Annotated in this window: 12 protein-coding genes and 1 riboswitch; of the genes, 4 read left to right on the top strand and 8 right to left on the bottom strand. The window is 70.0% G+C overall.

The window, feature by feature from the left end; all coding sequences use genetic code 11:
* Positions 1-11: 11 nt before the first annotated feature.
* From KZ829_RS07010 to KZ829_RS06995, 4 genes are all read right to left on the bottom strand, one after another.
* On the bottom strand, positions 12-2,264 hold the full coding sequence (locus tag KZ829_RS07010; RefSeq protein WP_220143025.1) for a vWA domain-containing protein: 2,253 nt from the start codon (positions 2,262-2,264) through the stop codon (positions 12-14).
* Positions 2,265-2,566: 302 nt separating this feature from the next.
* Positions 2,567-4,585, bottom strand: coding sequence for an FGLLP motif-containing membrane protein (locus tag KZ829_RS44420; protein WP_220143024.1), 2,019 nt, complete (start codon positions 4,583-4,585; stop codon positions 2,567-2,569).
* Between the two features lie 266 nt (positions 4,586-4,851).
* A complete protein-coding gene (locus tag KZ829_RS07000; RefSeq protein WP_220143295.1) occupies positions 4,852-5,787 on the bottom strand; it encodes an MBL fold metallo-hydrolase in 936 nt (311 codons plus the stop codon).
* Positions 5,788-5,944: 157 nt separating this feature from the next.
* A complete protein-coding gene (locus tag KZ829_RS06995) occupies positions 5,945-6,811 on the bottom strand; it encodes a serine hydrolase (protein ID WP_308285367.1) in 867 nt (288 codons plus the stop codon).
* Positions 6,812-6,835: 24 nt separating this feature from the next.
* Here KZ829_RS06995 and KZ829_RS06990 point away from each other — a divergent pair, with 24 nt between their 5' ends.
* Positions 6,836-7,807: a LysR family transcriptional regulator gene (locus KZ829_RS06990; RefSeq protein WP_220143023.1), complete on the top strand. Its 972-nt coding sequence runs from the start codon at positions 6,836-6,838 to the stop codon at positions 7,805-7,807.
* 280 nt (positions 7,808-8,087) lie between these two features.
* Positions 8,088-8,966, top strand: a complete 879-nt coding sequence (locus tag KZ829_RS06985) for an acyltransferase family protein (RefSeq protein ID WP_308285387.1) — start codon at positions 8,088-8,090, stop codon at positions 8,964-8,966.
* A gap of 23 nt (positions 8,967-8,989) precedes the next feature.
* Here KZ829_RS06985 and KZ829_RS06980 read toward each other — a convergent pair whose 3' ends face one another.
* Both KZ829_RS06980 and KZ829_RS06975 read right to left on the bottom strand, forming a co-directional pair.
* Positions 8,990-9,406: a VOC family protein gene (locus KZ829_RS06980; RefSeq protein WP_220143021.1), complete on the bottom strand. Its 417-nt coding sequence runs from the start codon at positions 9,404-9,406 to the stop codon at positions 8,990-8,992.
* Positions 9,407-9,431: 25 nt separating this feature from the next.
* Positions 9,432-10,310, bottom strand: a complete 879-nt coding sequence (locus KZ829_RS06975) for an alpha/beta fold hydrolase (RefSeq protein ID WP_220143020.1) — start codon at positions 10,308-10,310, stop codon at positions 9,432-9,434.
* Positions 10,311-10,629: 319 nt separating this feature from the next.
* On the opposite strand from KZ829_RS06975, the gene gntF reads away from it, so the two are divergent.
* Both gntF and KZ829_RS06965 read left to right on the top strand, forming a co-directional pair.
* Positions 10,630-11,877, top strand: a complete 1,248-nt coding sequence (gntF, locus tag KZ829_RS06970; protein ID WP_220143019.1) for a guanitoxin biosynthesis pre-guanitoxin forming N-methyltransferase GntF — start codon at positions 10,630-10,632, stop codon at positions 11,875-11,877.
* Between the two features lie 57 nt (positions 11,878-11,934).
* On the top strand, positions 11,935-16,797 hold the full coding sequence (locus KZ829_RS06965; RefSeq protein ID WP_220143018.1) for a GAF domain-containing sensor histidine kinase: 4,863 nt from the start codon (positions 11,935-11,937) through the stop codon (positions 16,795-16,797).
* Between the two features lie 42 nt (positions 16,798-16,839).
* Here the strand turns inward: KZ829_RS06965 and KZ829_RS06960 are convergent, their stop codons facing one another.
* Together KZ829_RS06960 and KZ829_RS06955 are read right to left on the bottom strand one after the other, a co-directional pair.
* Positions 16,840-17,835 carry a ribonucleotide-diphosphate reductase subunit beta gene (locus tag KZ829_RS06960; RefSeq protein ID WP_220143017.1) on the bottom strand — a complete coding sequence of 332 codons (996 nt, stop codon included), beginning with the start codon at positions 17,833-17,835 and terminating at the stop codon, positions 16,840-16,842.
* Positions 17,835-20,234, bottom strand: a complete 2,400-nt coding sequence (locus tag KZ829_RS06955; protein WP_220143016.1) for a ribonucleoside-diphosphate reductase subunit alpha — start codon at positions 20,232-20,234, stop codon at positions 17,835-17,837. The genes KZ829_RS06960 and KZ829_RS06955 overlap by 1 nt, the downstream gene beginning before the upstream one ends.
* A 124-nt stretch (positions 20,235-20,358) precedes the next feature.
* A riboswitch (cobalamin riboswitch) is annotated at positions 20,359-20,573 on the bottom strand.
* Positions 20,574-20,605: the final 32 nt, after the last annotated feature.

Here is a 20,605-nt window from a genome sequence, read left to right as displayed (position 1 = left end):
GGTATCCGTTTCTAGAGGTCGTCGTCGCGTCCGCTGAGGTACAGCGGCAGGGTGGCGTCGTCGGGCGCCGCGATGGCGGCCGGTGCGGTGGGGCGGCCGGACAGCCGCAGGCCGAGCCGCGGATGCCGGGGCAGGGGCACCACCGCACCCGGGGCGAGCGGCAGAAACGGGCTGTCCGGGAGGGTGTCGGCGTCCGGGACGAACAGGCGTACCGAACCGTCGGTGCCACGTTCGATCCGGTAGCGGTCGCTACCGGCGGACACCCGCCGCAGCGCCGGCGCCGAACCGTCGTCGGGGACCAGCACGTCGAACTCGAACCGGGTCCCGGCCGGCGCGACCAACTGCGGGGGCAGTTCCCGGCCGTCCTCGTGCAGGGCGACCGTGAGGCCCTTCACCTCGATCGCGGCCCGCCTGCGGCGCCGGGCCAGCAGCAGGACCGCGAGCAGGGTGGCCAGTACGACCACGACCGCCAGCAGGTAGAGCCCGTACCGTTCCAGCAGGCTGGGCGGCGCGAGCACGGTCAGGTTCAGCGGCGTGTTGCCCAGCACGGTGCGGTCGGCGCCGAGCACCTGCACGATCCCACCGGCCGGGCCGGGTGCGGCGTTGTCCGCGACGGTCAGCGTGAAGCCGGTCTCGGACGCGCCGGCCGCGAGCGTGATGCCGGCCGGTGTGACGGTGACCGTGCCGTCGCGCCCGCCGGTGAGCACGATCCGGGCGGGTACCGCGGCGCTGGATCCGTTGGAGCCCTGGATCGTGCCGGTGACCTCGGCGCCGGGCAATGCGGTCGTGGCGTCGAGCAGGATCCGCGCCCGCACCTGCGGACCGGGCGCGGCGATCCGGAACGTGGTCTCCTGCTGGTCCGAGACCACCCCGGGCCCGGAGGCGTTGCCGACCACCCGGTAGCTGCCCGTCGCCGTCGGGGGCAGGGTGAAACTGGCGCTGTAGTAGGTGTCGCCGTCGTGCTCGTCCGCCCCGGCGCCGTCGTCGGCCAGCCGCAGCGACTGGTCCAGTCCGGTGCCGCTGACCTGCGCGGCGAAGGAGTATCCCGCCAGTTCCGACGGGTCGCCGATCTCCGCGGTTCGGGTGTGTGGCCGCATGAACACCGACACCGTCTCGCCGGCCCGCGGGCTGGGCGGATCGAGCACGAAGACGGTGTGCAACACCCCCTGCCAGACCACCCGGGCGGTGACGGTGCCGGGGTTCGCGTCCGCCGGGGCGGTCAATTTGACCCGCCAGGTGCCGCTGGCCGGGTTGCGCATCCGCAGCGACTCGACGAGACCGCCGCTGCCGGCCAGTTCGAAGGTGGTGTCACCGACCGTACCCGTGGCCGGCGCCGGCTTCCCGTCCGGCCCGATGAACTCCACCTTGATCCGTTCGTCGCCGCCCTTGGTGACGTTGATGGCCCCGTCGGTGGCGATGGCCGGCACTGTGACAGTGAACTCCACCGTCTTCCCCTTGGGGAGCGGGCTCTCCTCGGGAGGATTCGAGTTGAGGCAGCGGCCCTTCACGAAGGCGTCCATCATGGCGGTGACCGCGGCCGCCCCGTCGGCGACCAGACGTGCCTCCGGGGTGACCTCGCCCTGGGAGCATCGGGCTGGGGCACTCTGCGCGGCCATCACGTCGAGCAGCTCGGCGCGTACGTCGTCACCGAACCCCAGCGGCCAGATCTGCACCCCGCCGTCCTTGGCCTCCGGCAGGATCCGGTCCCGGATGTCCTTCTCCGCCTCGCGCTGCCGGCCTTCGGGCGTGCTGCCGTAATGGCCGTCCCGGCGGACGTCGAGTTGGCCGTCGGTGAGCAGCAGCAGGATCCGCCGCCGGTCGTCGGACGTCCGGGTAAGTGTCTTGACTCCCTGGCCGAGCGCGGCCACGAAGTCGGTGTCGGCGCTCTCTCCCGTACGGCGCCGGATGTTGTCCTGCACGCAGGCGACCATGGCGTCGCGCGCCGCGGCGCCCGCTCCGGCGGCGAGTTCGCAGATCCGGTCCGGGTCGACGGCCTGTACGTTTCCGGCGTTGCTGCCGAACCCGAACACGGTCACATCGGATTGCGGGGACAGTTCGGCGATCGCGACGCTGGCGGCGGCGATCCGCTCCTGCCGTACCTCGTCGTCGCTGAGACTGCCCGACTCGTCGACGGCGATCGCCAGATGGATCGGCTCGACCTCGCCGCTCGGCGAGGGGGCGGCCCGCGCCGGGAGGACGGGAACCCCGAGGGCACACGCCACGAGCGGCGCCGCCGCGAATGCCCGGCCGAATCTGCCGTTCATGGAATTCCCTCCACGTTTCGCCGAGCCCACGAACTCCACTGCGAGAGTCCGGGTTGACGACCAGGCTAGGCCCGGAAGCGAAATGAATCGGGAATCGAAAAGACGTGAGTACGCCGTAGCCGAACTGACATGTCCGTCAGATACCGAATACGGCGCAACCAGCTCACCGTCTACGGAGGAACGCCCCGAACTGCGGATACGTGATCACCGCAAAATGCCGTCCGGCTCTCTCCGGCATACCGGAACCGCGGAGAACGCTCGTTCGGATTACCCTGCCCGAGGCCGCATTCCGCCCGATCGGACTACCCCTCCGGGTGATTCGACGACCGCGTCGACGATGCCGTGGTCAGCGCGGATCGCGAGGTGATTCTCCCCGCTTCGCTGAGGCGGTCGGCGCAGCCGGGTTCCTCGGGGTCGCGGGCCACGGGGCTGCGCCGCACGAGACCGCGCCGCACCGTCTTCGCCAACTCCGCCGCCTCAGTCCGCAGCCGGCCGGCAAAGGTGACCGGCTGGAAGAGAACGGTGAACGGGGCCATCGGTTGTGTGCTGAAGCCCGCCGTGGGCCGTCCCTTCCACTGGAAATAGCCCCAGAAGGTCATCGCGGCCAGGCCGAAGAGCAGGAAGAAGCCCATCGCGCGTAACCATTCGTCGCCGGTCGGCCGAAGTTCGTTGACTTCACCGCGACGCTGAATCACGTACCAGAAGAAGAAGCCGGCGGCGATCTGCAGCGGCATCCACGCGAGCAACCGCCAGCCGGCCACCGTGCGGCCGTCCAGAAAACGCATCGGGATCAGGGCGAAAACCAGGCTTTCGGCGCCGAGCACCACGACCCAGTAGGCCACCGCATCGAACAGAACCGTGTACCAGTCGGCGTCGGCGGCGTGCGCGTTCTCCCAGTTCGCGCTGAAGCCGATGTATCCGAGGGCGATCAGCACACTGAGGCCGGCGACGCTCCACAGGACGCCGTACGCCCGTTGCGCTTCGGTCGGCTCGGTCCGGGCGCCGGTGCTCGTCCGGTTCGCCTGCTTCGTACCCCTGAAGAGGATGAAGGTGCAGAACAGGCCGTAGGCATAGGTGGGGTTGAGTTCACAGACCTGCGAGAAGAGCGCGCAGGCAACGCCCACCGCCAGCGCGATGGGCGGCACGTAGAGGGACGCGCTGCCCCGGACCCTCCACAGGTAGATCTCGCCCGGGCCACTGTAGGCGGCCATCACCAACGGAACCGCAATGAGCACGGCGGCCAGGTTCAGGGCCCAGTTGCCGTCCGGTAGTTGCGCGGCGGGGCCCTCGCCCTTGCCGGAGAGGAGGGCGGCGCCGACCGAGACCACGATCAGCAGGGTCGCTTGGAGCCAGGACGGCATCCGGTTGCGGCGTTTGACACCCAGGGCGCGGATCGCCCCGTGAATCTCCTCCCGACGGTTTTCATAGGTCTTGTTGAATACGTCGGAGGGAAACGCGACCAGGATGAACAGCAGGACCGCCATGGCCGCGACGAGCAGAAGGAGCGACGGATCCAGGGAGACGTCGTCGAGTGTGGGCATGGCCCAACTGGCCCGGATCGGCGTGAAGCCCGCCGGCTTCGCCGAGGACGGTGTGGGTGATTCGGTGACGGATGACGGCGTACGGGTGAGCGATGGCGCCGGTGTGAGCGCCGCCGCCGGTCCGGACCCGGCCGACGGCGGGTCGACGGGTCGCTTCGAGGAGGCGGCCGGGGCGGACCGCGGGATGCGGGCCGGCGTTGTGATGGCCGAGGCCGGCGCTCGAGGTGACGTCGTGACGGTTGAGGTCGATGGACGGGGCTGGGCGGCAACGGTCGAGGCCCGCTTCGTCGTGGGCCCGGCGGCTTGGGGATCGCCCTTGGCCGGGCCCCGCGCCGGTGACAGCTGGAGAGGCCTCGGCCGCAGCGGTGGCCGATCGAGAACGGTGAACTTGGCGGAGGGACCTGCCCCGGTGATCGGGTCCTTGTCCGGTTCAAGGTCGGCGTCACACCTGGCCTCGATGAGCACCAGGCCGGATTCCGTGCTGTCGGGGATGCGCAACGTGGCTCGGACGACGCCGACGGTGTTCGACAGGGGCGCGGCGACCACGTTCTGGCCTCGCCAGTAGAAGCCGATGTCCGTGCAGTGTTCCGGCAGGCCGGTGGCGACGGCGCTGACCATGGCGCCGGGAAGCCCCTCGGCCGGAAGGATGTCGAGCGTGGCCGACGACCCAGCGGGTGCCGCGGCGGCGGGACTGCTGGAGGCGAGCGCAGCCGGCACGCTCAACACTGCGGCAAGCGCCGCAACGAGCGCGAACCGCCAGCCGGGACTGTCCGAGTTCACCGCGGTTCAGCTCCTATCTGCTTAAAAGGTGCAAACCAGACAGAAGAAGGATAAACACCCCACGCAACTCCGCTCCCCCTCCGGGTGACGCCACATCGGACCAGAGATGAAAGAGACATTCGCCGAGCTGTCTCTCCTTTGTGTCATCCCGCCGCGCCCGGAACACCTACAGGACAACACCCCGGCAGAAGCGTTCCCCGATCCCCGAGAAGCTTCCCGATGAAACGATCGCCGCTCCGGGACGGCGATCCGGGACGGGTGGACGCTCAGAACGTGTACGGGGTGCCGTACTCCGGCACCAGGACGCGGGCCCGCGGCGAGGACGCCCGGACCGCCTCGCCGAACGCGCGCAGCCGGGCGGCGCCGGCGGGCGTGACCGGCGGAGGGTTCGTCAACGGCGACTCGAAGCCGTCCCAGTGGACCGGGATGACGACCTCCGGGTGCCCGAGTGCGGCGAGCAGACGGGGAACGTACGCGTGGGTGGCGTCCCCGCTCGCCATCGCGATCATCGCCACGTCCGGGCGCAGCCCGCTCAGATTGCGTTCGACGAAGTCGCTCGCGCCCATCAGGAACACCGACGGCCCGTCGGTGACGCGGATCTGGTAGGCGAGGGTGTCGCCTTCGGGCAGGTCGGCGATGGTCGCCGGCGCCCGGCTCGGCACCTCGGTCCGGACACCGGGGAACGCCATGGAGTAGGCGGCGTTGCGGCTGTGCAGCGCGGCCACCACCTCGACCGTGTAGTCGCCGAAGTCGAGCACCTCGCCGCCTTTGACCGGGCTGAGCTGTCCGGCCGGAACACCCAGGGACAGACCCAGGTGGTACGCGGTGAGCGTGCCGAATACGCGGGCACCGGCCGACGTCGCCAGGTGCGGCACGTCGTTGAAGTGATCCCAGTGGGTGTGGGTGACCAGGATCGTCTCCGGTGTGCCGAGACGCGCGGCGGCGATCGCGGCGGTGTCGACACGCAACGGGGTGGCCGGGTCGAAGCCGCCGGTCGGGAAGCGGCTCAGGTAGGGGTCGATCAGGATGGTGCGGCCGGCGACCTCGATGTGCCAGCCGGAGGTGCCGAGCCAGCGGAACGTGGCGGTCCGCCGGCGTGACCTCGGCGCGGTGGGCGCGGCCGCGGCGGGGACGGCCGGCAGGGAGGCGAGGGCGGTTCCGGCGGCGGCGCCGCGCAGGAGATCGCGACGGCCGAACGACATTCTGGTCAAGATGGTTCCTCTCGGGCGGTGACGGTGCCCGGTCAGGAGATCAACCCGGTTCCGGTGACGTCCAAGATCGACCGGGTGAACGGCTCATATCCGGTTCGATATGAGCGCTGGCCGGGCACCCGGCGCCGCCCGGCCGGAGTGGTCCAGGTCACTCGTCGCGCAGGCGCCGGACCGCGTCCGCGGCGGCTCGGCCCAGCATCATGTCCACGTCGAGGCGGGTGGTGGCCAGGTTCCGGGTGCGGACGAACACGGCCAGGGCGTACCGGCCGCCGTCGGGGTATTCGGCGACTCCCGCCTCCATGTGCAGGCCGGGCAGCGTGCCGGTCTTGCCGGACACCCGTACCTCCGCCGGGAACGCCGCCGCGAGGCGCGTCCAGAACATCTGCCGCGCCATCAGCGCGCGCACCGCCGCGCAGGCGCCGGCAGGGCCCGCGGTGTCCCGCCAGATCATCCGCAGCAGCCGGGTGATCTCCTCCGGGGTGCTGGAGGTCGTCTGCCCGGGGTCGTAGATCCGCAGGCGGCGGACCTGGTCGTCGGTGAGGGCGGGGAAGATGCGGGCGAACGCCGCGTCGTCGGCGGCGCCCACGTCGGCGAACATCGACGACAGCTGGTCGCGTGGCCCGCCGGTCACCCGGGTCCGGGTCAGGCCGAGTTCGTCGGCGAGCAGCGGTACCAGGTCGGGGCCGACCCGCCGCATCAGCGCGTCCGCCGCGGTGTTGTCGCTGACCGACATGGTGAAGTAGGCGAGGTCCCGCAGGGACAGTTCGACGTCGTCGGCGCAGCCGCCGGTCCCCCAGCCGCCGAGCCGGTCGTCCGGTCCGAGCAGGACCCGCTCGGCCGGGTCGAGGGCGCCGGCGGCGACCTGGCGGGCGTACTCGAGCACCAGCAGGATCTTGAAGATGGAGCCGATCACCACCGGTTCGCCGGACCGGTGGCCGGTGCACCGCCCGGAGTCGATGTCGCGGGCGTGCAGCCAGTACTCGGCGTTCTCGGAGACCATCGGAAGCTGTGACACCGGCCCACCCTAGGGTGGAGTGTCGTGGATCTGTTCCGGCACCTGCGGTATTTCCTGGTCGTCGCCCAGGAGCTGCACTTCGGCCGGGCCGCGGAGGTGCTCGGCATCGCGCAGCCGCCGCTGAGTCAGGCCATGCGCCGGCTGGAGCGGGACCTCGGTGTGACGCTGTTCGACCGGCTGCCGCGCGGCACCACACTGACCACCGCTGGTGAGATGCTCGCCGACCAGGCGCGGCAGCTGCTGGCCGCGGAGCAGCGGATGCGTACGTCGATGCGGGCCATCCGGGACGGCGCGATGGGGACGCTGCGTGCCGGGGTGCTGCCGGGCACCCCCGCACCGGTGCTCGGTGAGCTGCTCGACCGGCTGTCGGACCAGGCGCCGGGCCTCGACGTCGATCTGCAGGAGCTGACCACCGCGGAGCAGCTCGACTCGCTGGCGGCGGCCCGGCTGGACGTCGGTGTGGTGGAGCATCCCGTCGACCTGGTCGATCTGCACTGTGGAGGCGTCATCCGTACCCCGTTGGGCGTGGTGCTGCCGCGGGTGTCGCCGCTGGCCCGCGCCGCGGCGGTGGATCTCGCCGAGCTCGCCGGCCACGGATTGGTGATCTTCCCGCGGGCCACCGCCCCGGACTGGTACGACCGGATCCTGGCGGCGGCCGGTGAGCGCGGTTTCCCGGTGACCCGGATCCGGCACGCCCGCAGCCCGCAGATGCTCTGCGCTCTGGTCATCGCCGGTCACGGCGTCGCCCTGGAGCGGCAGGCGACGGTCCGGCGCGAGCCGCGGGTGGCGTGGCGGCCGCTGGCCGGCGCTGCGCTGTGGCAGGAGGTCTCCGCGGTGTGGCCCCGGCGGGCGCCACACCCGGCCGCGGCCCGGTTCGCCGCTCTCGCCACGCGGTTGCTGGCCGGCCCACCGGCGGCCGTGCCGGCGCCCGGGCTCGAAACGCCGGCTCCCTGGTCGGTGGTGTTCGACGTCGCCCGCCGAAGCGGGCTCGACTGAAGGCCGGATCACCGGCCGGGCCATCACGAAGCTGCGGCTCCGGCCACTGCCCGCCGGCCAGCACGCACCGGCCGATGCTGATCCACCCGGGCTTTCGAATCCCGAATTGCGGTTGGCTTCGACGTGGCGGCCTGGCTATCTCGTGCCGGTCCTGCGGCGGCCCTCGTCCGGGAGCCGGTTCAGCGCCGCGCGTACGTCCTGGGCGACGAACCGGATGAACCCTTCCGGGTCGGGGTCGTCCGGGGACGCTGCTGGTGAACCGGTTAAGTGAACAGGCGGTCTGCTGCTGCAGGACCTGATCGCCGCGCCCGCGCCCAACGGGGCATTCTGGTCGATCGCGGTGGAGGCCATCCTGTACCTGCTGTTCCCCCTGCTGCTGCCCGCCCGGCGACGGCTCGGGCCGGTGGTGACTCTCGCCGTGATCGTCGTACCGGCCGTGGCTGCGGGCCTGCTGTGGCCGGGATGGTCCACCGGGGCACGAGCGACGGGCTGCACCCTGGAGATGGCCCCGCTGTTCACCCTGGGCATGCTGGCCGCCGGGATCGTCACCGGAAGCGAGCGGGTACGGCGCCTGCCCTGGCTGGGTCTGTCCGCCCTGGCCGCCGCCCCCGTGCTGACACTGATCGTCCTGCACGACTCGGTGTGGACGATATCGCGCTACTACTGGCTGGACCTGGCCACCGGCCCGGCGATCGCCCTGTTCCTGGTTGCCCTGGCGACCCGCCGTCCGGCACGACTCATCCGGCTGCAGCAGAGCAGCCCGCTGGTGGCCCTCGGAGGGTTCTCCTACAGTCTTTACCTGATCCACATGCCGATCGTCGCCCTGATCAGCACCCTCCTTATAGCCCCACACACCGGACCCGGCCTGACCGGCTTCACGATCACCGTCACTCTGGCGCTACCGGTCTGCCTGGCAGCATCCCGCCTGTTCGCTGTCCACTTCGAGACCCCGTTCCGCGACGCGGGCAGCACCCGGCGAGGTGCATTCTCAGCGACCAACTCGGCCTACGCGGACACAGGTGACATCCCTGCAGACAGCCGGCCATCGCCTGGCCGATCTTGCGCGCGCCCACGCCAACTCCGGCGGGTTGCGCACCGGGCAGACTGGCCCGGGCCAGGCGTCGCCCGCCCTCATCGAGGACAGGCTGACGGAACCTAGGAGAGTGCCGTGGATCATGCAGCCTAAGGCGTTTCATACTCCCTCGCCGCTGATGCTGATGGTCCGGACGGCAACTCGTCTCGAAGCCACTTGGTCAGGTTGAGCATGTTGCCGTCAGGGTCGAGGACGTGCGCGACGCGCTGGCCCCACGGCATGTCGTTGGCCTGTCCCGGTACGGTGCCCCCAGCCGACTCGACCGCGGGGAGCAGCGCGTCGACGTCTGCGACATCGGCACTGAGGATGATCCGCACCGGTGCGCCGATCTCGGTGTTCTCCTCCTGCACGAGCCCGAGCGTGGTCGCGCCGATCCGCAGCTCGACGTAGAACTCGGGACCTTCCTCGGGTACGCGGAGGGTCTGCGTCGCGCCGAGCACCGTCTCGTAGAAGGCGCGCAGTCGGGGCAGGTCAGGCGTGCTGGCGATGGGCTGGATCGAGGTCATGGGCCCTCCTGGGCAGGCGGTTTGGTCAGGTAGACCGTACGATCTTCCGGAACTCATCGGTGTCGGGAGGACCGGAATCCTCGGCGTCCGCCGACGCGCTTCGGGGGTCAGCTGTCCAGTCGAGGAGCAGGGCGAGGAATCGCTCCGGCTGCTCCAGCGAGGGCAGGTGCGCTACATCGGGCCAGTCGACGCGGCGAACCTCGTCAAGACCTTCGCACAGCCGGTCGGCGGAGTTCCGGGTCGTGGTCAGGTCATGACCGCCGACCAGCACCAGGGTCGGCGCTGCGATCTCCCCCAGCCGATCCAGGGCGGGCGGATCCAGCTCGGCCTCGTCGACATCCGGCCAGGACGCACTCACCTCGAACGCCTGGCGTTGCATGCGGCGCACGAAGTTCTGGAAGCCGGCGTCGACCTGGGAAGCCTCCCGGCCGGGGCCGACGACCCAGGAAGCGATGTTGGCCTCGACAGCGGCATCGACATCACCGACGGCGAGGGCGGTCCTCTCCGCGGTGAAGAAGGCTTTGAGATCGTCGGTCAGTTCCGCCAGCAGGCTGCCACCCGGCGGGCACAGCAGCAGGGATCGAACAAGCTTCGGCGCCGTCAGCGTCACTTCGACTGCGACACCGGCGCCCAATGACGAGCCGACCAGGTGGCAATGCCCGACGCCGAGATGCGACAGCGTCGAGAGGACGTCATCGACGTGCGACAGTGACCCTTCTGGAGGAGCCGTCGATTCCCCGAAGCCCCGCAGATCAAGCCGCACCACATCGTGTTGGTCGCTGAGAGTTTGCCACTGGGGATCCCACATCCGACGATCCGCGACACCGGCGTGGATGAGAACGATCGGCAGGCCGTCGGTGCCTACAGCATGGTCGTAGGCGATCCCGAGGGGAGTGATGGGCACAGGTCTCCTGGATTTGATCAGGTTGAAGCAGAGTCTTAGGTATACAGAACGATAGATTTTGGGGCAACACGATCTCGTCAGCCGGCTCTCGATGCTGTCGGCAAGGCGACGTACGAATCAGGCGTCGTCCGCGGTCTCCATCACGACCTTTCTGCTCAGGAGGCGCGATGGGTACAGCACAACGTCCGGTGCGCCGGTGTCTTGTCGCCGGGCTGCTCGCGGTGCATGCGCTCGCTGGGCATCTCGCGGAATCAGTGCCTGGAGGGGCCCCATGGTCCGATCGCCCGTAACGCCGGCGAGGACCGCGAGGGGTTCGAGGATGTCGCCGGCCGCCGCCTGGGCCACGAGCCTGGCGGCAACCGTGGCGTCCACCTACGCGCTGGATGCCTGGGCGGCGGCCACCGGTGCCGCTCTGGTCGCGTCCGGGTTGCTCGCCGACCTGGGCCATCAGTCGGTGGTGGCGTTCCTCCTGGCCAGCTACACGGCCTGGGTGTTCGGGCTGCGCGCCAGCCTGAGAGCGAACGGAAGTCTGCTGGCGGCGACGGGGGCGAGCACCAACGTGCTGTCCAAGCTGGCGTACGACGTCGCCCGGCGCCGGTTCGGCGATGGGGCCGCCGCCCGGCTGGCCGCCGCCGTGGCGTACACCGGCACGGAGATCGCCAAGGAGGTGCCGTACTACCTGGCCGCATTCGGCGCGGCCGCCGCGACCGATTCGATCACCACCGATGAGGCACTCGTCTTCCTCTGCGGTGCCAATCTCGGCGCCGCGTCCTACGAAGTCGTCCTTGCCCGCCTCACCCGGACCGTTCTCGGCCGGGATCGCGGACATGCGTCGTTCGACACCGATTGGGTGCCGGCCGAGTACCTCACCGACTACTACCGCACCGTCGAACCGGACGAGATCGCCACGATCGCGTTCCTCGTCGACGCGATGCGCCACGCCGAACGCGACCAGCCGATCCTGTACTTCGGGACCGGTCCGACCCTCCACCACGTGTTCGCGTGCGCCGAGACGGCGTCCGAGATCCATCTGGGCGACTATCTGCCGGAGAACCTGGCCGAGATCCGACGGTGGATCGAGCGTGCGCCGGGGGCCCACGACTGGCGGCCGTTCGTCCGCTACACCCTGCAGTGTGAGGGCAACACCTGTCCGACCGACGATGAGATCACCGCGCGCGAAGACCTGACCAGGGCAAAGATCACCACACTTGTACGGGTGGACGCTCACCATCCTCGTCCGGTGGAACGGAGCTACCCGACGGTGGTCAGTGCCTACTGCGCGGACTCGGCGACCGGTGACCGCGCCACGTGGGAACTGTTCATGCGTCACATCACCGGCCTGGTCCAGCCGGGCGGCCTCTTCCTCACCGCGGCGCTGCGCCGGTGCCGTGGCTACACGGTCGGCGGCAAGACGTTCCCCGGCGCCGACATCGATGAACGCGACCTCAAAGCGGCCCTCCGGCCCGATTTCGAACCGCTGAACGAGGGGATCGAGGTCATACCGACGGCTCAGCGCGGTTCCCACGGCTACGCCGCGATCCTGCTCTGCCGGGCGCGCCGCGCTTAGCGGCCAGCGGCTGCTGATATAGAGAAAAATCATGCAAAAAGTGGGATCATCCGATACGTGGCTGAGGAGTTGCTGTACCTGAGCGACCGGACACAGGTGACCCGCCACACCCCGTCCGACGGTCCCAGCGTGGTCTGCAAACACGCCACCGGGGCCGGCGCGATCCGTCGCATCGAGCACGAACGTGCCGTACTGGAAAAGCTTGCCGGTCTGCCCGGCATCCCCCGCCTCGCCGCACACCAGCCGCGCCGGACCCTGATCCTGCAGGACGACGGCGGCACCCCTCCACCGGCCGGGCCGATGCCCCTGCCCGACCTGGTCCGCACCGCACACGCCCTGGCCACCACACTCGCCGCCGTCCACCGGGCCGGCGTCCTGCACCGCGACATCACCCCGGCGAACGTCGTGCTGCGCCCGGACGCTCCCCCGCTGCTCATCGACTTCGACGTCGCGCTCACCGGCGCCCCGGAACCGGACGAGGGCCCGGTCGGCACTCTCGGCTTCCTGGCGCCCGAGCAGACCGGCCGCACCGGCCTGAGCACCGACCGCCGCGCCGACCTCTACGGCCTCGGCGCCACCCTCTACGCCCTCGCCACCGGCACTCCCCCGGTCACCGGCCACGACCCTCTGGAACTGGTGCGCGACACCCTCGTCGGCACCCCGTCCGCCTCGGGCCTGCCACCGCGGCTGGGCGACATCATCATGCGGCTGCTGGAGAAGGACCCGGACCGGCGCTATCAGAGCGCCGAGGGCCTGGCCCACGATCTCGCCCGCTGGACGGCCGACCCGGACGGCGACTGGACGCCGGGCGACCGGGACTTCCCGCTGTTCCTGCCGCCACCGCCCATCCTGGTCGGCCGGGACCCGCAGATCGGCAGACTGGCCACGGCCCTTGACCGCGCGCTGGCCGGCGACGGCCGTGCCGTGCTGGTCAGTGGGCCGGCCGGAATCGGCAAGAGCGCCCTGATACAGACGCTGCGACCGTTGATCGCCGCTCGCGGCGGCTGGTTTCTCGCCGGCAAGTACGAGCAGTTCCGCACCGGTGTCGACGCCGGCGGCACGGTCCAGGTGATCAGAAACCTGGCCAGGCTCCTGCTCGCCCTGCCGGAGGCGGAACTGGAGGACCACCGGGAACGGCTGGTCGCCGCATTGGATCGGGTCGGCAAAGTGTGGTCCGGCGCGGTGCCCGAGCTGGACATACTTCTCGGCGGGCAGGAGGCGGCCGAGCCGCCGGACCTGGTCACCCCGCCGAGCTGGGTCAGCGGGACTTCGGTCACGCTGCTGCGCACCGTGGCGGCGCACCGCCCTCTGGTCATGATGGTCGACGACCTGCAGTGGGCGACCAGCGCATCGCTACGGGTGCTGGACGGGCTGGTGACCGCTGGGCCGGTCCCCGGGCTGCTGGTCGTCTGCGCCTACCGGGATGAGGAGACCGGCGCCGGCCGTCCGCTCGCCGGCCTCACCGCACGCTGGGAGCGCGACGGACTCGCCGAGCCGCCGTTGCGGCTGGCCGGGCTGGACCGGGCCGGGCTGGCCGAGCTGACCGGGGCGGTGCTGCGTCTGGAGCCCTCGGCCGCGGAGTCGCTCGCCGACCTGATCGGCGAGGCGACTTCCGGGAATCCGTACGCCACCGTGGCACTGATCAACGGGCTTCGCGCAGAGGGCCTGCTGACGCCGGCGGAAGGCGGCTGGGACTTCGAACCTGATCCGATACGGAACTTCGTCACCCGCCACCACCTTCCACAACTGCTCACCGCCCGCCTGAGGCAACAGCCGGCGACGACCCGGCGCCTACTGGTCGCGCTGACCTGTCTCGGCAGCAACGTCCCCCCGGACCTGCTCGCCACCGCCACCGCGACCCCGCCCGTCTCCCTCCCGGCACACCTCGCTCCCGCCGTCACCGATGGCCTGATCAGCGCGGACAGCAACGTCAAGTTCTGCCACGACCTGGTCCTGCAGGCAGCCCGAGATCTGGTTCCGGTCGACGAGATGGATCGATCGCGGCTGGCGATGGCCCGCCGCCTGGCCGCACACGGCGACTACGGGCAGCAGGCCGCCGAGCAGTACCTCGCGGTCACCGGCCTCATCGGCGACGACGGCGAACGCCGGACCGCATCGGCTCTGCTGCACCAGGCCGGCCGCCACGCCGCGCGGATGACCAACTATCCGGCCGCCGACGAACTGCTGGCCACCGCCGACCGGGTCCTCGCCGCCGGCAGCGCCGCAGACCGGGACGCGATCGCGGTGGACCGGCACACCGTGCTCTACTGCCTGGGCCGGCACGCCGAGGCTGACCGGATCTACCACGATCTCGCCGCTCACTCCCCGGACCCTCTCCTCCTGGCCACCGCCACCGCCGTGCAGATCAACAGTCTGACCGTGCGCGACGAGTGCCACGCAGCGATCGCTCTCGGGCTCGACGCGCTGCGGCGGTTCGGCATCACCCCGCCGGCCGACCTGGTCGCGGACAACCGGCGCGCCGTGCTCGAACTCCGAGACTGGGTGGCCGACCGTGGACCGGCCTACCCGACCAGGGAGTCCACCGATCCGCGGATCGTCGCGGTGGCCCGGATCCTGCAGCGGATGCAGGGGCCCACCTACATGATCGACCCGGACCTGCACGCCTGGCTGGTGCTGCGGACACACGTGCTGTGGCAACACAACGGGGTGTGCTCGCCGCTGACCGGCACCCTGGGCGGGGCCATACGCGTCACGAGTTGGCTGCTCGACGACCACCGCACCGGATACCTGCTGACCGGGCACGCGCTGCGGGCCGCTCGCGAGCACGGCTATCACGCGGCGGCGGTGGCCGCCTACCAGCACCTGTTGCTGGCCACGCCCTGGTTCGAGCCGCTGGAGGAGGTCGTCGAGGGCTGCTGGCAGGTTCGCGACGAGCTCCTCGCGGCCGGCGACGTGCAAATCGGCGGGTGGCACTGGGCGCGGTTGCTGGTCCTGCTGTTGGAGACCGAGGACTCGCTGCAGACCTGCGCCGAGGAGACCGCGGCGGTGCTGGCCTTCGCGGAACGGACCGGCAACCGGTATGCCCGGCTGATGGCTCTCGGACACCGGCAGCTGATCCAGGTGTTGCGTGGGCAAACCGCCGGGCCGGGGTCGTTCGACGGCGCGGACTTCGACGAGGCGGCCTACCTGGACGAGATCGGCGAAAATTCGGCCCTGCTCTCCGGCTATCACCTTGACCGGGCCCTGGCGGCGCTGCTGAGCGACGACACCACGGCCTTGGAGGAGCACTCGGCCGCGGCGATGGTGCACTGCAAGGCGATCCGTGGGTTCTACTCCGGTGCGCTCGCCCGGGTCACCCGCTGTCTCAGTGATCCCTCCCCCGCGGCGGCGGACGCTCGGGACTGGCTGGCCCGCCGGGCCGCCGACGCGCCCCGCAACTTCCGGCCGCTGCTGCTGCTCGTGGACGCAGAGATCGCCCGGGCCGGTGGCGACGCCGGCGCCGCGATCCGGCTGTTCGACGAGGGCCTGAACGAGGTGACGGGCCGCCCGTGGCATCACGCCCTGCTCGCCGAACGGGCCGCCCGCCTGCACCTGGAGCAAGGGCTGACTCACGCCGGGCGCCGGCTGCTGGCCGAGGCGCGCGACGCCTACCAGGCGTGGGGCGCCGGCGGCCCGGTCGCACGCCTTGAGGCCGAGCACCCCTTCCTGCGGAACACGGCGATCATCGGCCCGGGCAGCGGCGCCGACCGCCTGGACCTGAGGGCGATCCTGCGCGCGTCGCGGGCGCTCAGCTCGGAGACCACCCTCGCCGGGCTGACCACGCAGGTGATCGATGTGTTGCGCGCGATGACCGGGGCCACCGACGTGCATCTGTCGCTACGGGACCACACCGTCTCCGGCTCCTCCACCACCGGCCTGCCGACGTCCGCCGTCCGTTACGTCGAGCGCACCCACCGACCGCTGCTGGTCGCCGACGCGACCCGCGACGACCGGTTCTCGCAGGATCCGTATCTGACCGGTCTCGAGGCCTGCAGCCTGCTGGTCATCCCGGTGCCCTGCCAGAGCACCAGAGACGCCGTCCTGGTCCTGGCCAACCACAGGCAGCGCGGTGTCTTCTCCACCGGCCGCCTGGAGACCGTCGAACTGATCGCCGGGCAACTGGCCGTCTCCCTCGACAACGCTCTGCACTACGACTCCCTGGAGAACGAGGTCCGGGCACGCACCGCGGAGATCGCCGACCGCAACCGCGAGCTGGAGGCCGCCAACCAGCTCAAGGCCGACCTGATCGGCATGCTCGGCCACGAGATCAACAATCCGCTGGCCACGATCCTCGGCAGCCTCGATCTGGTCCTGACCGGCGATCCCCTGCCGCCGTCGGCCGAGCGGCTGCTCGCCATACAGCAGGGCGCCGCCCGGCGGCTGGCCGGCATCGTCGAGGAGGTACTCGCCCTGGTCAGCATCGACGCCGGCCGGCTCACCGCGACCCCGCGCCCGGTCCGGGTATTCGACCACATCGAGGCCGCGCTCGGAGCCGCCGCCACCACCGCGGTCACCGTCTCCTGCCCGCCCGACCTCGTCGCCGCAGTCCAGCCCGGCCACCTCGACCAGATCCTCACCAACCTGATCAGCAACGCGGACAAGTACGGCGGTGGGGTCGAGGCGATCGACGTGCACGGCTCCGACGGCGGCCCCGTGACCATCGATGTCGCCGACCGGGGCCCGGGCGTGCCACCGGAGTTCCGCGACCGGCTGTTCGACCGTTTCGCACGCGCCGAGAACACCGCCGGGAAGGTCGCCGGCACCGGGCTGGGCCTGTACATCGTCCGCGAACTGGCTCGCGCCAACGGCGGCGACATCCGCTATCGCTACTCGCCCGCGCACGGGTCGACCTTCGTCGTCTCGCTTCCGTCGGCGACCGTTGTCCCGGTGGGAACTCACCCGGACGTGAGCCGCGCCTGAAACGGCCGGGACCGCGAGGGTCCCGGCCGTTTCGGGTGCCGGTCAGAAGTCGTCGTCGAAGCTGACGGTTCCGGTCACGCCGACCTGGTACGCCGAAACGCGCCTTTCGAAGAAGTTGGACAACTCCTGAACGTCCTGCAATTCCATGAACGCGAACGGGTTCCTGCTGCCGTACATCGGGTCGATGCCGAGTGCGGCGAGCCGCCGGTCGGCGACGTGCTGGAGGTATTCGCGCATGTCCCCGAGCGACATCCCGGAGACGCCCTGCTCCAGCAGATCGGCCGCGAACTGGACCTCACACTCGACGGCTTCGGCGAGCATGTCGCGGACCTGCTGTTCCATCGTGGCGTCGAACAGGTCGGGTTCCTCGGCCCGAACCTGGTCGACGACGTCGAAGGCGAACGCCATGTGCATGCTCTCGTCGCGGAACACCCAGTTGGTGCCGGACGCGAGGCCCTGCAACACGCCGCGGGAGCGCAGGAAGTAGACGTACGCGAAGGCGCCGTAGAAGAACAGCCCCTCGATGCAGGCGGCGAAGCAGATGACGTTGAGCAGGAAGGCCCGCCGATGCTCCTTGGTCTCCAACTGCCGCAGATCGAAGACCGAGTCGATCCATTTGAAGCAGAACTCGGCCTTACGGGCGATCGACGGGATGTTCTCGACCGCGGCGAACGCCTCGAACCGTTCCTGCTCGTCGGGCACGTAGGTGTCGAGGAGATTCAGATAGAACTGGACGTGTACGGCCTCCTCGAACAGTTGCCGCGACAGATAGAGGCGGCCCTCCGGCGAGTTGACGTGCTGGTACAGATTGAGGACCAGATTGTTGGCGACGATGGTGTCGCCGGTGGCGAAGAACGCGACCAGCCGGGACACCAGGTGCTGTTCGGCGGGTGACAGTTTGGCCAGGTCGGCGAGGTCGGAGTGCAGGTCGACCTCCTCCACGGTCCAGGTGTTCTTGATGGCGTCCTTGAAACGGTCGAAGAAGTGCGGGTACTTCATCGGCCGCAGGGTCAGGTCCATTCCAGGGTCGAGCAGCATTACTGGCAGGCCTCACACGATTCGGGGTTTTCCAGGGAACAGGCCTCGGCCGGCGTGAGCGCCGGGATGAGCGAGACCGGGGCGGTGACAGCGGGCGCGACCGCGACGGTGGCCTGCTGGATGCGGGTCGCCGGGCGCGAGCGCAGGTAGTAGCTGGTCTTGAGACCGGCCTTCCACGCGTACAGGTACATCGAGGAGAGCTTGTTGATGGTCGGTGCGGCCATGAACAGGTTCAGTGACTGCGACTGGTCGATGAACGGGGCCCGGGCCGCCGCGAGTTCGATCAGCGCCTTCTGCGGCAGTTCCCATGCGGTGCGGAACAGTTCCCGTACGTCCTCGGGCAGTTCGGCGATCGCCTGCACCGAGCCTTCGGCGCGCTTGATCTGCTCGCGGATGGCGGCGGTCCACAGTCCACGCGACTTGAGTTCCCGTACCAGATAGGTGTTGATCTGAAGGAACTCACCCGACATGGTCTCGCGTTTGAACAGGTTGGACACCTGCGGCTCGATGCACTCGTAGGCACCGGCGATGGAGGCGATCGTCGCGGTCGGCGCGATCGCGATCAGCAGCGAGTTGCGGAGCCCGTGCTCGGCGATCTTCTCCTTGAGCGCCGCCCAGCGGTCGGCCTGTGCGACCTGGGCGCCCCACAGTTCGTGGTGCAGATCGCCCTTGGCCGCGCGGGTCTGCGCATAGGACGGGTGCGGCCCGAAAGTCGAAGCCAGGTCGGCCGACACCTCCAGCGCGGTCAGGAAGATCTCCTCCTGGACCCGGGTCGACAGTTCCTTGGCCTCGGCCGAGTCGAACGGCAGTCGCAGGGTGAAGAACGCGTCCTGCAGGCCCATCAGCCCGAGCCCGACCGGCCGCCACCGCGGGTTCGAGGCCGCGGCCTGCTGCGACGGGTAGTAGTTGATGTCGATGACCCGATCCAGGTAGACGACCGCGGTCCGCACCGTCTCCCTCAACTTGACCCAGTCAACACCGTCAACGTTGACGTGTTGACCCAGGTTGATCGAGCCGAGGTTGCAGACGGCCGTCTCGTCGTCGTTGTTGACCTCGAGGATCTCGGTGCACAGGTTCGACAGGTGGATCACGTTGCCGGGCTCGCCCGTCTGGTTCGACAGCGCGTTCGAGCGGTCCTTGAACGTCATCCACCCGTTGCCGGTCTGCGCCAGGGTGCGCATCATCCGGCCGTACAGATCGCGGGCTTTGACGGTTTTGACAGCCTTCTTCTCCGCTGCCCGGTAGGCCTCGGTGAATTCGTCACCGAACAGGTCCGGCAGTGACGGGGCGTCGGACGGGTCGATGAGCGACCATTCGCCGTCGGCCTCGACACGGCGCATGAACTCGTCCGGGATCCAGTTCGCCAGGTTCAGGTTGTGCGTGCGGCGGGACTCCTCGCCGGTGTTGTCGCGCAGTTCCAGGAACTCCTCGATGTCCGGGTGCCACGGCTCGAGATAGACGCATGCGGCGCCTTTGCGGCGGCCGCCCTGATTGACCGCCGCCACCCCGGCGTCGAGCGTCTTCAGGAACGGGACGATGCCGTTGGACTTTCCATTCGTGCCGCGGATCAGGGCGCCCCGGCCGCGGATGCGCGACCAGGCGATACCGATGCCGCCGGAGTACTTCGACAGCTTCGCGACCTGGTGGTAACGCTCGTAGATCGAGTCCAGTTCGTCCTTCGGCGAGTCGACCAGGAAGCACGACGACATCTGGGTGTGCCGGGTTCCGGAGTTGAACAGCGTGGGTGAGCTGGGCAGATAGGCCAGACTCGACATCAGCCGGTAGAAGCCGATCGCCTCACGGGCGTCTGTGGACAGCCCGCAGGCGACGCGCAGCAGCCAGTACTGCGGGGTCTCCACGACCAGGCGGGACCGTGGGTGGCGCAGCAGGTAGCGGTCGGCGACGGTGCGCAGGCCGAAGTACTCGAACCGCAGGTCACCGGCGACGTCCACGGCGTCGTCGAGTTTACGCGCGTTGCGGGCCACGAACGCCGCGGTCTCGTCGCCGATCAGGCCGAGGCCGTGGGCGTAGCGGATCGACTGGCTGAAGCTGGCGACACCCTGGCCGCGGACCTCCTTGTCGACGTACGCGGCGAGCAGCCGGGCGGCGAGTTTCGAGTACTGCGGCTCCTCGCCGATCAGCTCGGCCGCCGTCTGGATCGACAGCTTGTCGAGCTCAGCCGTGGTCGCTCCGTCGTACAGGCCGCTGATGGTCTTGGTCGCCACCCTCAGCGGGTCGACCTCGCCGAGATCGGTGACCCACAACTCGACCGCCTTGACGATCTTGTTGACGTCGACCGGCTCCAGATCGCCGTTTCGCTTGCGCACCTGCATCACATGGCGGCGCTGCTCCGGCACCACATGTCCGGTAGCCGGCGGATCCTGCGTAGCTGCTGTCATGTCTCGTCCCCCTCATCACGCCGGCCGAGGTCTCGGGTGCGCAGGAGGACGCCGCCGCGGCCCGTGAGGGCCCGGCTGATGGCGTCGGCCGTCCCACGCGGCCTTCGACCGCCGCGCATCACCTGAGATGCACGGCGCGCTGGCAGGTCTTCGGACTCGTGGGCTTTGGGGTAAAGCCGCCTACTGGCCGTCGCTTCCCAGGCTCTGACGAGCCCAGTGCTTCATGACGGCGGTCGTTCCCACTCACCGCTGCGGGGCAGTCCCGGTTTCACACCGGGTTCCCTGTTGCCTCGGACACACCCTGACGGGCGCGACCGAACCAGCTGCGGGGAACACCATATATGGGCGGCATCGGAAAGTCACAGCCCCAC

This window comes from Actinoplanes hulinensis (genome assembly GCF_019429605.1).
Lineage (GTDB): Bacteria > Actinomycetota > Actinomycetes > Mycobacteriales > Micromonosporaceae > Actinoplanes > Actinoplanes campanulatus.
The sequence above is the reverse complement of the archived record's forward strand: the minus strand, read 5'-3'. Positions and strand labels throughout refer to the sequence as shown.